Origin of the sequence: Streptomyces sp. NPDC101237, assembly GCF_044767465.1 — a bacterium.
Lineage (GTDB): Bacteria > Actinomycetota > Actinomycetes > Streptomycetales > Streptomycetaceae > Streptomyces > Streptomyces gramineus.
Genome location: NZ_JBIWNY010000048.1, coordinates 21,232 through 33,957 on the forward strand (window position 1 = coordinate 21,232; position 12,726 = coordinate 33,957).

Annotated in this window: 15 protein-coding genes and 1 tRNA gene; 12 read left to right on the forward strand and 4 right to left on the reverse strand. The window is 73.6% G+C overall.

What is annotated here, in order from left to right; all coding sequences use genetic code 11:
- Positions 1-97 precede the first annotated feature (97 nt).
- From ACIRQ9_RS38985 to ACIRQ9_RS39030, 10 genes are all read left to right on the forward strand, one after another.
- On the forward strand, positions 98-1,027 hold the full coding sequence (locus ACIRQ9_RS38985) for a LysR family transcriptional regulator (RefSeq protein WP_404185113.1): 930 nt from the start codon (positions 98-100) through the stop codon (positions 1,025-1,027).
- 127 nt (positions 1,028-1,154) lie between these two features.
- Positions 1,155-1,868 (forward strand): SDR family NAD(P)-dependent oxidoreductase, encoded by a 714-nt coding sequence (locus ACIRQ9_RS38990; protein WP_404185116.1) that lies wholly within the window; start codon positions 1,155-1,157, stop codon positions 1,866-1,868.
- Between the two features lie 49 nt (positions 1,869-1,917).
- Positions 1,918-2,289, forward strand: coding sequence for a YybH family protein (locus ACIRQ9_RS38995; RefSeq protein WP_404185119.1), 372 nt, complete (start codon positions 1,918-1,920; stop codon positions 2,287-2,289).
- A gap of 200 nt (positions 2,290-2,489) precedes the next feature.
- Positions 2,490-3,518 (forward strand): L-threonine 3-dehydrogenase, encoded by a 1,029-nt coding sequence (tdh, locus tag ACIRQ9_RS39000; protein WP_363017877.1) that lies wholly within the window; start codon positions 2,490-2,492, stop codon positions 3,516-3,518.
- 19 nt (positions 3,519-3,537) lie between these two features.
- Positions 3,538-4,731 carry a glycine C-acetyltransferase gene (locus tag ACIRQ9_RS39005; protein WP_404185154.1) on the forward strand — a complete coding sequence of 398 codons (1,194 nt, stop codon included), beginning with the start codon at positions 3,538-3,540 and terminating at the stop codon, positions 4,729-4,731.
- A 31-nt stretch (positions 4,732-4,762) separates the two neighbouring features.
- Positions 4,763-5,665, forward strand: a complete 903-nt coding sequence (locus ACIRQ9_RS39010) for a LysR family transcriptional regulator (protein WP_404185122.1) — start codon at positions 4,763-4,765, stop codon at positions 5,663-5,665.
- A 46-nt stretch (positions 5,666-5,711) separates the two neighbouring features.
- Positions 5,712-6,293, forward strand: coding sequence for a helix-turn-helix domain-containing protein (locus ACIRQ9_RS39015; protein WP_404185125.1), 582 nt, complete (start codon positions 5,712-5,714; stop codon positions 6,291-6,293).
- Positions 6,290-6,826, forward strand: coding sequence for a GNAT family N-acetyltransferase (locus ACIRQ9_RS39020; protein ID WP_404185128.1), 537 nt, complete (start codon positions 6,290-6,292; stop codon positions 6,824-6,826). The genes ACIRQ9_RS39015 and ACIRQ9_RS39020 overlap by 4 nt, the downstream gene beginning before the upstream one ends.
- Positions 6,827-6,856: 30 nt before the next feature.
- Positions 6,857-7,216, forward strand: coding sequence for an MmcQ/YjbR family DNA-binding protein (locus ACIRQ9_RS39025; RefSeq protein WP_404185131.1), 360 nt, complete (start codon positions 6,857-6,859; stop codon positions 7,214-7,216).
- Positions 7,217-7,374: 158 nt separating this feature from the next.
- Positions 7,375-7,448: transfer RNA gene (locus ACIRQ9_RS39030), tRNA-Pro, on the forward strand.
- 546 nt (positions 7,449-7,994) lie between these two features.
- Here the strand turns inward: ACIRQ9_RS39030 and ACIRQ9_RS39035 are convergent.
- Genes ACIRQ9_RS39035 through ACIRQ9_RS39045 form a run of 3 tightly spaced genes read right to left on the reverse strand, consistent with a single transcriptional unit; the run spans position 7,995 to position 11,110 of the window.
- Entirely contained in the window at positions 7,995-8,522 is a 528-nt protein-coding gene (locus tag ACIRQ9_RS39035; protein WP_404185157.1) for an NUDIX hydrolase family protein, read from the reverse strand.
- 42 nt (positions 8,523-8,564) lie between these two features.
- Entirely contained in the window at positions 8,565-9,707 is a 1,143-nt protein-coding gene (locus tag ACIRQ9_RS39040) for an amidohydrolase family protein (RefSeq protein ID WP_404185134.1), read from the reverse strand.
- Complete coding sequence (locus tag ACIRQ9_RS39045) at positions 9,707-11,110, reverse strand: glutamine synthetase (protein WP_404185137.1); 1,404 nt, start codon at positions 11,108-11,110, stop codon at positions 9,707-9,709. Before ACIRQ9_RS39045 ends, ACIRQ9_RS39040 begins: the two co-directional genes overlap by 1 nt.
- 208 nt (positions 11,111-11,318) lie before the next feature.
- On the opposite strand from ACIRQ9_RS39045, the gene ACIRQ9_RS39050 reads away from it, so the two are divergent.
- Complete coding sequence (locus ACIRQ9_RS39050) at positions 11,319-12,173, forward strand: Cof-type HAD-IIB family hydrolase (RefSeq protein ID WP_404185139.1); 855 nt, start codon at positions 11,319-11,321, stop codon at positions 12,171-12,173.
- 7 nt (positions 12,174-12,180) lie between these two features.
- Here the strand turns inward: ACIRQ9_RS39050 and ACIRQ9_RS39055 are convergent, their stop codons facing one another.
- Positions 12,181-12,387, reverse strand: a complete 207-nt coding sequence (locus tag ACIRQ9_RS39055; RefSeq protein ID WP_404185142.1) for a hypothetical protein — start codon at positions 12,385-12,387, stop codon at positions 12,181-12,183.
- Between ACIRQ9_RS39055 and ACIRQ9_RS39060 the strand changes: the two genes are divergently transcribed.
- Complete coding sequence (locus ACIRQ9_RS39060) at positions 12,386-12,628, forward strand: hypothetical protein (protein ID WP_404185145.1); 243 nt, start codon at positions 12,386-12,388, stop codon at positions 12,626-12,628. The two genes, ACIRQ9_RS39055 and ACIRQ9_RS39060, sit on opposite strands and share 2 nt — an antisense overlap.
- The last annotated feature ends 98 nt before the right edge of the window (positions 12,629-12,726 follow it).

Consider the following 12,726-nt stretch of genomic DNA (forward strand, 5'->3'; position numbering starts at 1 on the left):
TTCTGTTCTCGGTGCCTTCATCGTGCGCCGTCCGGGACCGCGGTGCCACTACCGGCCGCCTAGCTGCTGGGAGGCCCTGCCTCCCACCGCGCGTAGCATGACGCCCGTGGAACTGCGCCAGCTGCGGTACTTCGTCGCGGTCGCCGAGGAGCTGAACTTCGGGCGGGCCGCCGAGCGGCTGCTCATCGCGGGCCCCTCGCTCTCGCAGCAGATCAAGGCTCTCGAACGGGACCTGGGCGTGCGGCTGTTCGAACGGGACCGCCGCTCGGTCTCGCTCACCCCGGCCGGAGCCGCCCTGCTCCCGCACACCCGGGTCCTGCTGGAGCGGGCCGACGACCTCAAGCGCCGCGCGGGCCTCCTGTCGGGCTCGCAGTCCGTGCGGCTCGGGTACGTCAACTGGCTTCCCCCGGACCTGATGTCGCGGACGGCGGCGGTGGCCCGGCTGCACCTGGACGCCTGGGTCGCGCCCTCCCACACCCAGGCCGCCAGGGTCGCCGACGGCAGCCTGGACCTGGCCGTCTGCCGGGTGCCGGCCGACGACCTCGAACGGCTCGGACTGCGGGCCCGGCTGCTCGGCGCGGACCGGCTGTACGCCGTGGCCAAGGGGAGCGACACCGGTGACGTGCCGGCCCGCGAGACCGACGTCCTCATCGACGACGACACCACCTCCTGGGCCTCCTGGAACGGATACGCCGAGGAGCTGACCCGGGCCGTCGGCGCCCGCGCCGTGCGCATCTCCGACGGCGCCGTCACCGGGCCCGCCTTCTTCGACCACGTCCGCCGCTGCACCCGCCCGGTCGTCAATTCGCCGAAGGGCCAGACCGCCGCGCTCCCGCCCGACCTGGTCCGCCGGGAGATCGTGGCGCCGAAGATCTACTGGACGTGGTCCCTGGTCCGGCGGGCGAACGAGGACCGGGCCGGAGTGCTGGCCGTCGTCGACGCCCTGTGCGACGAGGTCGGCGAACTCGGCGTCCACGCCCCGGACGCCTGGCTGCCGGCCGGCGACCCGTACGCGCTTCCCGGCTGAGCGGGCCTGGGAGCCTGTGCCTCCCAGTACGGAGGAAGGCAGTCCTGGCCCCTCGGGACGGCACGACCTACCTTCTGAATAGTCGACCGGTCGGCTAGTACCGGTCACCCACCGGAGGAAGGTCATCATGAGCATCCAGAACCAGAAGGTCGCCATCGTCAGCGGTGCCTCGCAGGGCATCGGAGCCGCCCTCGTCGAGGGATACCGCAAGCTCGGGCACGCCGTCGTCGCCACCTCGCGCGGCATCGAGCCCGCCGACGACGCCGGTGTGCTGACCGTGCGGGGCGACATCGCCGATCCGGCCACCGCCGAGCGGGTCGTGGCCGCCGCCATCGAGCGCTTCGGCCGCATCGACACCGTGGTCAACAACGCGGGCATCTTCGTGGCGAAGCCCTTCACCGAGTACACGGCGGCCGACTACGCGGCCGTGACCGGCATCAACATGGACGGCTTCTTCCACCTCACCCAGCAGGCCCTGCCGCACCTGCTCGCCCAGGGCGGCGGGCACATCGTCAGCGTGACCACCAGCCTGGTCGACAGCGCGGACGCCAGGGTCCCCTCCGTCCTCGCCTCGCTGACCAAGGGCGGCCTGCAGTCCGCGACCAAGTCCCTGGCGATCGAGTACGCCGGCCGCGGCATCCGGGTGAACGCCGTGTCGCCCGGCACCATCAAGACGCCCATGCACGCGGCGGAGACCCACGACTTCCTCGCCGCGCTGCACCCGGTGGGCCGGATGGGTGAAGTCGGCGACATCGTCGACGCGGTGCTCTTCCTGGAGAACGCGCCGTTCGTCACCGGCGAGATCCTGCACGTCGACGGCGGCATGAGCGCCGGCCACTGACCGGCACCACACGCTGACGGCACGTCATATCCCACAGCGAGGAGCGGACATGACCACCACGACGGACGACACGGAGATCCTGGCCGGAGTGCTCGACCGGTGGAAGGCGGCGGTCGACGCGCACCAACCGGAGCGCGTCGCCGCCCAGTTCACCGAGGACGCCGTCTTCCAGGGGCTGCATCCGTACAGCGTCGGACGCCAGGGCGTCGCCGCGTACTACGCCTCCCAGCCCCTCGGCATGACGGCCCGCTACCGCGTCCTGGAGACCAGGCGGCCCGCGGACGGCGTCGTTCTCGGTTACCTGGCAGTCGAGTTCTCCTTCACGGACCGGCCCCCGCTGGACGTGAAGCTCTCGGTCCTGGTGACCCGCGAGGACGACGCCTGGTACATCGGCCACTACCAGGTCTCCCGTCTCGGCTGAGCGTCCCGGCGCGGGTCCGTGCGGGTGCCGCCGCCGCGCGCGGGGCGGGCGTGAAGCGCAGCTGTGGCGGCGGTTAAGAAAACCTCGATGGACCCGGCCGCCCGGATACGGCAGATTGCTGTGCGATTCCACCCCCCTCCCCGGCCGCGGGACGCTTCGGCGCGCCCGTGGCCGGGACCTCACGCACAGGAGCCGTAGCGTTGAAGGCGCTGGTCAAGGAGAAGGCGGAGCCCGGACTGTGGCTCGCGGACGTGCCGGAGCCCACGGTCGGGCCGGGTGACGTACTGATCAAGGTGCTGCGCACCGGCATCTGCGGCACCGACCTGCACATCCGGGCCTGGGACGGCTGGGCCCAGCAGGCGATCACCGCGCCCCTGGTGCTCGGGCACGAGTTCGTCGGCGAGGTCGTCGGGACCGGCCGCGACGTCGCCGACATCAAGGCCGGTGACCTGGTCAGCGGCGAGGGCCACCTCGTCTGCGGCAAGTGCCGCAACTGCCTGGCGGGCCGGCGCCACCTGTGCCGTGCCACCGTCGGTCTCGGCGTCGGCCGCGACGGCGCGTTCGCCGAGTACGTGGCGCTGCCCGCCTCCAACGTCTGGGTGCACCGCGTCCCCGTCGATCTCGACGTGGCCGCGATCTTCGACCCGTTCGGCAACGCCGTGCACACGGCGCTCTCCTTCCCGCTGGTCGGCGAGGACGTCCTGATCACCGGCGCGGGGCCGATCGGCCTGATGGCCGCCGCCGTGGCGCGGCACGCGGGCGCCCGGCACGTCGTGATCACCGACGTCAGCGAGGAGCGCCTCGACCTCGCCCGCAAGATCGGCGTGAGCCTGGCCCTGAACGTGTCGCGGGCCGAGATCGCCGACGGCCAGCGCGAGCTGGGGCTGCGCGAGGGCTTCGACATCGGCCTGGAGATGTCCGGCCGCGCCGAGGCGCTCCAGGACATGATCGCCAACATGACGCACGGCGGCCGTATCGCCATGCTCGGCCTGCCCGCCCAGGACTTCTCCGTCGACTGGGCGAGGATCGTCACCTCGATGATCACCATCAAGGGCATCTACGGCCGCGAGATGTTCGAGACCTGGTACGCCATGTCGGTGCTCCTGGAGGGCGGACTCGACCTCGCCCCCGTGATCACCGGCCGCTACGGGTACCGCGACTTCGAGGCGGCCTTCGCCGACGCGGCCAGCGGGCGCGGCGGCAAGGTCATCCTCGACTGGACCCTCTGACGACAACCAAGGACTGATGATGTTCGACTCCGTGCGCGACGACCTGCGCGCCACCCTCGACGAGATCCGCGCCGCCGGCCTGCACAAGCCGGAGCGGGTCATCGGCACCCCGCAGTCCGCGACCGTCGAGGTGACCGCGGGCGGCCGCCCCGGCGAGGTCCTCAACTTCTGCGCCAACAACTACCTCGGCCTCGCCGACCACCCCGAGGTGGTCGCCGCCGCCCACGACGCCCTGGACCGCTGGGGCTACGGCATGGCCTCCGTCCGCTTCATCTGCGGCACCCAGGAGGTCCACAAGGAGCTGGAGGCGCGCCTGTCGGCGTTCCTCGGCCAGGAGGACACGATCCTCTACTCCTCCTGCTTCGACGCCAACGGCGGGGTCTTCGAGACCCTGCTCGGCGAGGAGGACGCGGTGATCTCCGACGCCCTCAACCACGCCTCGATCATCGACGGCATCCGCCTCTCCAAGGCCCGCCGCTTCCGCTACGCCAACCGGGACCTCGCCGACCTGGAGCAGCAGCTCAAGGAGGCGCAGGGCGCCCGGCGCAGGCTGGTGGTCACCGACGGCGTGTTCTCCATGGACGGCTATGTGGCCCCGCTCCGGGAGATCTGCGACCTCGCCGAGCGCTACGACGCGATGGTCATGGTCGACGACTCGCACGCCGTCGGCTTCGTCGGCCCGTCCGGCCGCGGCACGCCCGAGCTGCACGGCGTCATGGACCGGGTCGACATCATCACCGGCACGCTCGGCAAGGCGCTCGGCGGCGCCTCCGGCGGCTACGTCGCGGCCCGCGCCGAGATCGTCGCCCTGCTGCGCCAGCGCTCGCGTCCCTACCTGTTCTCCAACACCCTCGCCCCGGTGATCGCGGCGGCCTCGCTGAAGGTCCTCGACCTGCTGGAGTCCGCGGACGACCTGCGGGTCCGGCTCGCCGAGAACACCGCGCTGTTCCGCCGCCGGATGACCGAGGAGGGCTTCGACATCCTCCCCGGCGACCACGCCATCGCCCCGGTGATGATCGGCGACGCCTCCGTGGCCGGCCGGATGGCCGAGCTGCTGCTGGAGCGGGGCGTGTACGTGATCGGCTTCTCGTATCCGGTGGTGCCGCAGGGCCGGGCCAGGATCCGGGTGCAGCTGTCCGCGGGCCACTCGACGCACGACGTCGACCGCGCGGTGGACGCCTTCGTCGCTGCCCGGGCGGCGCTCGCGGACTGAGCACGCGGGACATATTGCAATAATCAACACCATGATCGAGGCGCGGCGGCTCCACATCCTCCGTGCGGTGGCCGACCACCGCACCGTGACGGCGGCGGCCGCCGCGCTCTATCTGACCCCGTCGGCCGTCTCGCAGCAGCTGGCGGCCCTGGAGCAGGAGACCGGCCACCGCCTGGTCGAGCGCAGCGCCAAGGGCGTACGGCTCACCCCGGCCGGCGAGATCCTGCTCGGCCACACCAACGCCGTACTCGCCCAGCTGGAGCGGGCCGAGGCGGAACTGGCCGCGTACGGCTCGGGCGACGCCGGTACGGTCACCGTCGCCGCCTTCGCCACCGGCATCGCCCAGGTGGTGGCCCCGGCCGTGGCCCGCCTCGCGAGGACCGCGCCGGGCATACGCATGCGCGTCCAGGACGCCGAGGGCGACGCCAGCCTGCCGATGGTCCTGGACCGGCAGGTCGACGTCGCCGTGGCGGTCGAGTACCGGGGCGCCCCCGCCGCCGACGACCCCCGGCTCACCCACGTCTCCCTGTACGCCGAGCCCTTCGACGCCGTCGTCCCGCTCCACCACCGCCTCGCCGACGCCGCCGAGGTCCCCCTCGCCGACCTGGCCAAGGACCCGTGGATCAGCCCGTACCCCGGCAACCCCTGCCACGACGTGGTGGTCCTGGCCTGCGAGAGCGCCGGCTTCCAGCCCCGCCTGGAGCACTCCTCCGACGACTTCCGGGCCGTGGTGGCGCTGGCCTCGGCCGACGCGGGCGTGGCCCTCGTCCCCCGGTCGGCCCTGCGCGGCATGGACCTGACCGGCGTCGTCGTACGCCCGGTCGACGGTGTCGCCCCGACCCGCCGCGTCTTCGCCGCCGTACGGCGCGGGGCGGAGGGCCATCCGCTGATCAGCCCGGTGCTCAAGGCGTTGGGCGAGGCGGCCCGGCTGTGAGGGATTGTTCATCCGTGTGTTTCACATACGGGATACCGTCCCGGATGTGAAACGAGAAGAAGCGGTCGTCCCGGACCCCGTCGACGCCCGGCTCGGCAGCCGCCTGGCCGAACTGCGCGCCGAACACGGCTGGACCCTGGGCGAGTTGGCGGAGCGCAGCGGAGTGAGCAAGTCGACCCTGTCGCGCGCCGAGCGGGCCGAGACCAGCCCCACGGCGGCCCTCCTCAACCGGCTCTGCAACGTCTACGGACGGACCATGTCCCAGCTGCTCAGCGAGGTCGAGACGGCGCCCGCGCCGGTGCTGCGCGCCGCCGAGCAGCAGGTCTGGGAGGACCGGACCGCGGGCTTCGTCCGCCGGTCCGTCTCACCCCCGCACGGCTCGCTGCGCGGCGAGCTGGTGGAGGGCAGGCTCGCGGCGGGCGCGGACCTCTCCTACGACCGCCCGCCGGTGCCCGGCCTGGAACAGCACCTGTGGGTGCTCGACGGCACCCTCGCGGTGACCGCGCAGGACACCGAGCACCTGCTGGACACCGGCGACTGCCTGCGCCTGCGGGTATGGGGACCGACCCGGTTCCGCTGCGCCGGGCCGCGGGCGGCGCGCTACGTCCTCGCGGTGGTGCGGCCATGACGGCGGTCCGCCTGGGGGCGGACGGACTGGCCGAGCGGGCAGGGGAGTTGGCCGCGCTGCTGGCCGACACGGTCGACGGCGGGGCCTCCGTCGGCTTCCTCGCGCCGTTCGGGCCGGAGCAGGCCGCGGACTGGTGGCGGGGAAGGGCGGACGCGGTGGCCGACGGGCGGCTCGCCGTGTGGGCCGCGCTGGACGGCGCGGACCGGGTCGTCGGCACCGTGAGCCTCGCCTTCGCCTTCCCTGGCAAGCCGAACAGCCGGCACCGCGCCGAACTGGTGAAGCTGATGGTCCACCGCGAGGCCCGCGGCCGGGGTCTGGGCAGGCGGTTGCTGGCCGTGGCCGAGGCGGCGGCGATGGACGCCGGCATCACCCTGCTCCACCTCGACACCGAGACCGACAGCCCCGCCGAACACCTCTACCGGTCGGCCGGCTGGACCCGCGCCGGGACCATCCCGGACTACGCGGCCGACCCCGGCGGGGTGCTGCGTCAGACGACCCTCTACTACAAGCACGTCGGGACGGGCACCGGCTGACTGTCAGTGGCAGCGGCTACGGTGCCGGACATGCCGGAAGCCGAAGACGTACGCCGCATCGCGCTGTCCCTGCCGGACACCAGCGAGAAGACCGCATGGAACATGCCCACGTTCCGGGTCGCCGGGAAGATGTTCGCCACGCTGCCCGAGGACGAGACGTCCATCGCCGTGCGCTGCCCCAAGGAGGAGCGCGACGAACTCGTGCGGGCCGAGCCGGGCAAGTTCTGGATCGCCGGTCACGAGGCGCAGTTCGCCTGGGTCCGGGTCCGGCTCGCCGCCCTGGAGGACGAGGCCGAGCTGCACGACATCCTCGCCGACTCCTGGCGCCAGGCGGCCCCGCCCAGGCTCCTGGAATCCCATCCGCGGGTGGGCCTGCCGGCCGAGGACTGAGCCCGGCGGCACCGGCGCGTACGGCCGTGGCGCCCGCGCAGGACCGGGCACCCCGGTCCTGCGCCGTGCCCGGACAAAAGCCGTGCGCGACCACGTGCCCGAGTGCGGTATTGTTTCCTTGCGCGTTTCGACCAGGGAAATCCCAGGTCAGACGGCACCGGGACGTGGCGCAGCTTGGTAGCGCACTTGACTGGGGGTCAAGGGGTCGCAGGTTCAAATCCTGTCGTCCCGACGGTGCGAAGGGTCGTCGCAGGCGAGAGCCTGTGAGGGCCCTTTTTCGCGTGTACCGCGCGGTGAGCCGTGCACGCCACCCGCGCCGGGTCACTCGGCCGCCGGGTCGGCGGACGGCGTCGACGGGCCGCCGGTCGATCACCGGGAGCCGCGCAGGATCTCCCGCGGCCGGGGCGGATCCGGCGCCTGCCACAGACCTGGAGTGCGGCCCAGGTCCGGCGGCGTCCACAGCCGGCCGGACGGCCCCCGGCGCTCGGCCCCCAGGCCTCCCACGACCCCGCAGACCGTTCCCGGAGCCGTCCGGCCCGGCGTACGTTTCCAGCTGCTCATCGGCGTCCGCCGCGACCGGCACCATTGCCCGGCCCGGGTCGGCGGGGTGCGGGCCGAGCGCGGTGGGCTCGTCGGTCCGACGGACGCGCGACGGCAGCGCCGCCCGCGCGCGCTCCGGCGCCTCGGGGCCCTCGGCGCCGAACAGGCCGAGCGAGCGTCGTCCGCCCGGTGCCGGCGTCGGGCGCCACAGCCGGGGCAGCCGCCCCCGCCCGCACCGTCAGCCCACGCAACCCACGTACGCCAGGGCCTGCTTCAGCAGTACGCCGTGGCCGCCGGGCATCTCGCTCTGCACGGCCGCCGAGACCGCCTCCTGCGGGCTGAACCACACCAGGTCCAGGGCGTCCTGGCGGGGCCGGCAGTCCCCGGCCACCGGCACGACGTACGCCAGCGACACGGCGTGCTGACGCGGGTCGTGGTACGGCGTGACCCCCAGCGTCGGGAAGTACTCCGCCACCGTGAACGGCTGCAGGGACGCCGGCACCCGGGGCAGCGCCACCGGACCGAGATCCTTCTCCAGGTGGCGCAACAGGGCGTCACGGACCCGCTCGTGGTGCAGGACACGGCCGGAGACGAGGGTCCTGCTGACCGTTCCGTCCGGGCCGATGCGGAGCAGCAGTCCGATACTGGTGACTTCACCACTGTCGTCCACCCGTACGGGCACGGCCTCCACGTACAGGATCGGCATGCGGGCGCGAGTCATCTCCAGCTCGTCGGAGGACAGCCAACCGGGCGTGGTTTCGGTCATGTCAGACATTGATTGATCATACTTTCCGGGTGGGGCACGCGCTCAGTCGTGGCCGGGGTCCGATACGGGAAGTCCGTAGAGGCGACGGGCGTTGTCGCGTCCTGTCCAGGCGGCGATCCTCACTGCGTCGGCGTGGCTCAGTTCGTCTGCGTCCACCCGCTCCTGGAGCACTCCGGCCAGTCCCCGCCGGAAGGACAGCGCACCGAGATGGTGGAACTCAGCCACACCATAAGCGTCCGAGCTGTACAGCAGCTTGCGGAACGGGGTGATCTCCATCGCCTCCGCCAGCACCGCGGCCGCCCGGCCCGGTCCCACGTAGTGCAGCGCGAGCCCGACATCGAGGTGGACGTGCTCGAACACCGTGGCGAGGTAGGCGGCTTGGCGCTGGTAGGGCCAACAGTGCAGGAGCAGCACCGGGACGCTGCCGGCGGTCAGCCGCAGCCAGTCCGTGAGCAGCGCCGGGTCCGCCCGGTGCAGCCGCAGATCCGAGTCGCCGAAACCGGTGTGGAGTTGGAGCGGCAGTTCGAGGGCGACCGCCGTCCACAGCAGGTGACGCACGAGCACCGGATCGGTGAGCCTGCCGCCCCGCGCGAACCACAGCGCGGCCGCCCCGGTCACCTCCGCGTCCGTCGGCCGTGCCGGATCCAGGCCGAAGCCGGTCCGGTAGGCGGCCACCGACTTGACGGCGACGACACCCGGGCGCCGTACCGCCTCCTCGGCCGCCGCCCGGAACGCGGACGCGTACGCCCCGGCGTCCACGCCCCGCCCGGCCACCGCCTCGGCGACGCTCTCAAGCCGGACCACCTCACGGGCGACGGCACCGGACGCGGCCGCGAGAGCGGCGGGCGAGGTCACCGGGTGCGGGGCGTAGCCGGTGTCCACGCAGAACGTCTCCACGCGGGCGGCCCGCAGGAACCGCCGGTTGACCTCCCGCCAGCCCAGTTCCGCGCGGCGCGCCAGGTAGGCGGCGGCGGGCGCGTGCCGCTCCAGGTCCAGCAGCGGCGCGCAGTGCCGTCGTACGGCCACTCCGACCGGACTGTCGAACGGCGACACGCCCGGCCAGGCCGTGCCCTCGGTCAGCAGCTCCTCGAACTCGGGCGGACCGAGGTCGGCGGTGACCGCGCCGTGGCAGTGGTGGTCGACGAGCGGCAGCGCGTCGACCACCTCCCGGAGCGCTCCCGGCATCAGTACTTCCAGCGGTAGGCCGCCGCCACCCCGGCCTCGTCGAGCCCGGCGACCGCCGCCGTCTCGCCCTCGCGCACGGCCACCACCGCGTCGGTGAGGACCGGACCGAGGGCCGCGCACAGCACCTTGTCCTCCCGGAACGCGTCGACAGCCTGCACCAGCGAGGTCGGCAGCCGTCGTACGCCCCGGGCGACCGCCTCGTCCGGGATCAGCAGGGCCGGGTCGTCGACGACCTCCGCGGGAAGCGGTGCGGCCGAGGTGAGCCCGTCCAGTCCCGCGACGATCACCGCACCGAGGGCGAGATACGGGTTGGCCGCCAGGTCGATGGGCTTGACCTCCAGATTGGCCTCCTGGCTCTGGTGGCCGGTCGTTCCGGTGACGACCCGCACGCCGGCCTCCCGGGCCTCCCGGCCCCAGGCCGTGAACGCCCCCGCCCACCGGGAGGGCCGCAGCCGCAGATAGCTCGCCGGGCTCGGCGCGGTCACCGCCAGCAGCGCGGGCAGGTGGGTCAGGATCCCGGCGGCGAAGGACTCCGCGTCGGCGGTCATCCCGTACCGGCCGTCGCCGCCCGCGTGCAGGTTGACCCCGTGGCGCCACACGGAGAGATGGAGGTGGCCGCCGTTGCCGACGCCGTGCTCCGTGACGGCCGGCGAGAAGGAGGCCCGCAGGCCGTGCCGCTGCGAGACCGCGCGGACGGTCTGGCGCACCAGCACGCTCTGGTCGGCCGCCGCCACCGGGTCCAGCGCGTCGGTGGACAGCTCGAACTGGCCCGGTGCGTACTCGGGGTGGAACTGGGCGACCGCCACCTGCTGCGCGTCCAGGGCCGCGAGCAGGTCGGCCGCGTAGTCGCTCAGCTCGATCTGGCGGGCGGCGCCGTAGGCCGGGCCCTGGGTCGCCGGGGCGAACTCGTCGGCCGGGGCGGCGGCCCGGCCGAGCGCCCACTCGATCTCGACACCCGCCTTGAAGGTGAGGCCGAGCCGGTCCTCCACCTCGGCGACCGTCCGGCGCAGGAAGGTGCGGCTGCAGCCGGGGTGCCGGTCGCCCTCCTGGGTGATCCGGTCCACCGGCGCCCAGGCCCACCCGGGCTGCGCGGCGAGCACCACCAGCCGGTCCAGGTCCGGGTAGAGGCGCAGGTCGCCGTCGGGCGAGCCGAGGACGTCGGTGCGGACGACCGTGTCGTCGGCCAGGAAGGTGTCGAACACCGGCGACATGCCGACGCCCCACGCCACCGCCTGCTGGAGCCGCTGCCAGGGGACCGTCTTCACCCGGCAGATCCCGGCGGTGTCCACGTAGGCCAGCACGATCGCGCGGACCCCCCGGGCGGACAGCTCGTGGGCGAGGGCATGCGCCCGGGCGAGGTCGCCGGGGCGCCCGCCGGGCACGGGGTCGGCAAGGGGCGGCATACGACATCCTCCTCGACGGGCTCGGATGCACACGTCCTGGTCAGGCTTTCACGGCGACCGCGCCGAACCGCGGTACCGGCGCGGTTCGCGGCGGTGTGCCGTCGTCCGGTGACCGCGCGGCCACCGCGGACCCCGCCGCCGTTTCCGGTCCCGTCGGCCGGGTGCGGGACACTGGTGTGCGAATGCCGTCTCCCACCGGAAGCAGGACATGCCCGCCTCGCCCGCGTCCCTCCTCACCACGACCGGCCCCGCGGCCGGCTCCGCCGACATCCGACTCGTCGTCACCGACATGGACGGCACCCTCCTCGACGACGAGAAGCGCATCCCCGCCGGACTGTGGCCGATGCTGGCCGAGCTGCGCCGCCGCGGAGTGCTGTTCAGCCCGGCGAGCGGCCGCCAGTACGCCACCCTGGCCCGGCAGTTCGCCGATGTCGCCGACGGCATGGTGTTCATCGCCGAGAACGGCACGTACGTGGTGCGCGACGGCGTCGAACTCAGCTCGGACGTGCTGGACCCGGCCGTCGCGGGCGACCTCGCACGGACCGTACGGCGGCTGGTCGCCGACGGCGTCGACGTCGGCGCGGTGGTCTGCGGCAAGCGGGCCGCGTACGTGGAGCGCGCCGACGAGGCCTTCCTCGCCGAGGTCCGCCGTTACTACGTCGAGCACCGGGTCGTCGACGACCTCACCGCCGTCGACGACGACGTGATCAAGGTCGCGCTCTTCGACTTCGGACCGGCCGAGCGCACCACCGCCCCGGCTCTCGCCGGTTTCGCCGCCACCCACCAGGTCGTGGTCTCCGGCGAGCACTGGGTCGACGTGATGAACCGCACCGCGAACAAGGGCACCGCCCTGCGGGGCCTGCAGCGCGAACTCGGCATCACACCCGCCCAGACGATGGTCTTCGGCGACTACCTCAACGACCTGGAGATGCTGGACGCCGCCGACTGGTCCTTCGCCATGGCCAACGCCCACCCCGACGTCATCTCCCGGGCCCGCCACCTCGCCCCGTCCAACAACGACGACGGCGTGCTGCGCACCGTCGCCCGGATCCTGGGCCTGTGAACCGCCCTCACGGCCTGACCAGGCGGTCCTGCTCCACCGGGGGTGTGCCGTCGTGCCAGGGCAAGGGCTTGCCGAAGCGGATCAGCTCGCCGTGCAGAGCGGGGTCGACGCGGTCGGCGAAGACCAGGTCGAGGACGGCGCGGGCGGCGTCGGCGGGGGACCGGGTCCGGCTGTGGTCGCCGAACCAGGGGCGGGAGGTGGCGGTGTCGACCATGCCGGGACAGACCGCGGCGACCAGGGTGCCGGCGGCAAGGCGGGCTGACCACCGTGCCGGCCGCCTCGCCGCCGCCGCGCCGCCGGGCGTCAGGATCCTGCCGGTGCGCGGCGGGCCCCAGGAGCAGCGGCGCCAGGTGCTGGCCCGGCTGCCGCACCCGCCGACGCCGGCGGTCGCCCGCGTGGCGGCGGCCCTGCGGACGGCCGCGTTCCAAACGGACGCGCCCGGCTCGCAGGCGTGAGCGGCGGGGGGGGGGGCGCGGGGGGGTGGTCCCCCCCCCCCCCCCCCCCCCCCCCCGCGGGGGGGGCCCCCCCCCCCCCGGGAGGGAGTGGAAGATAG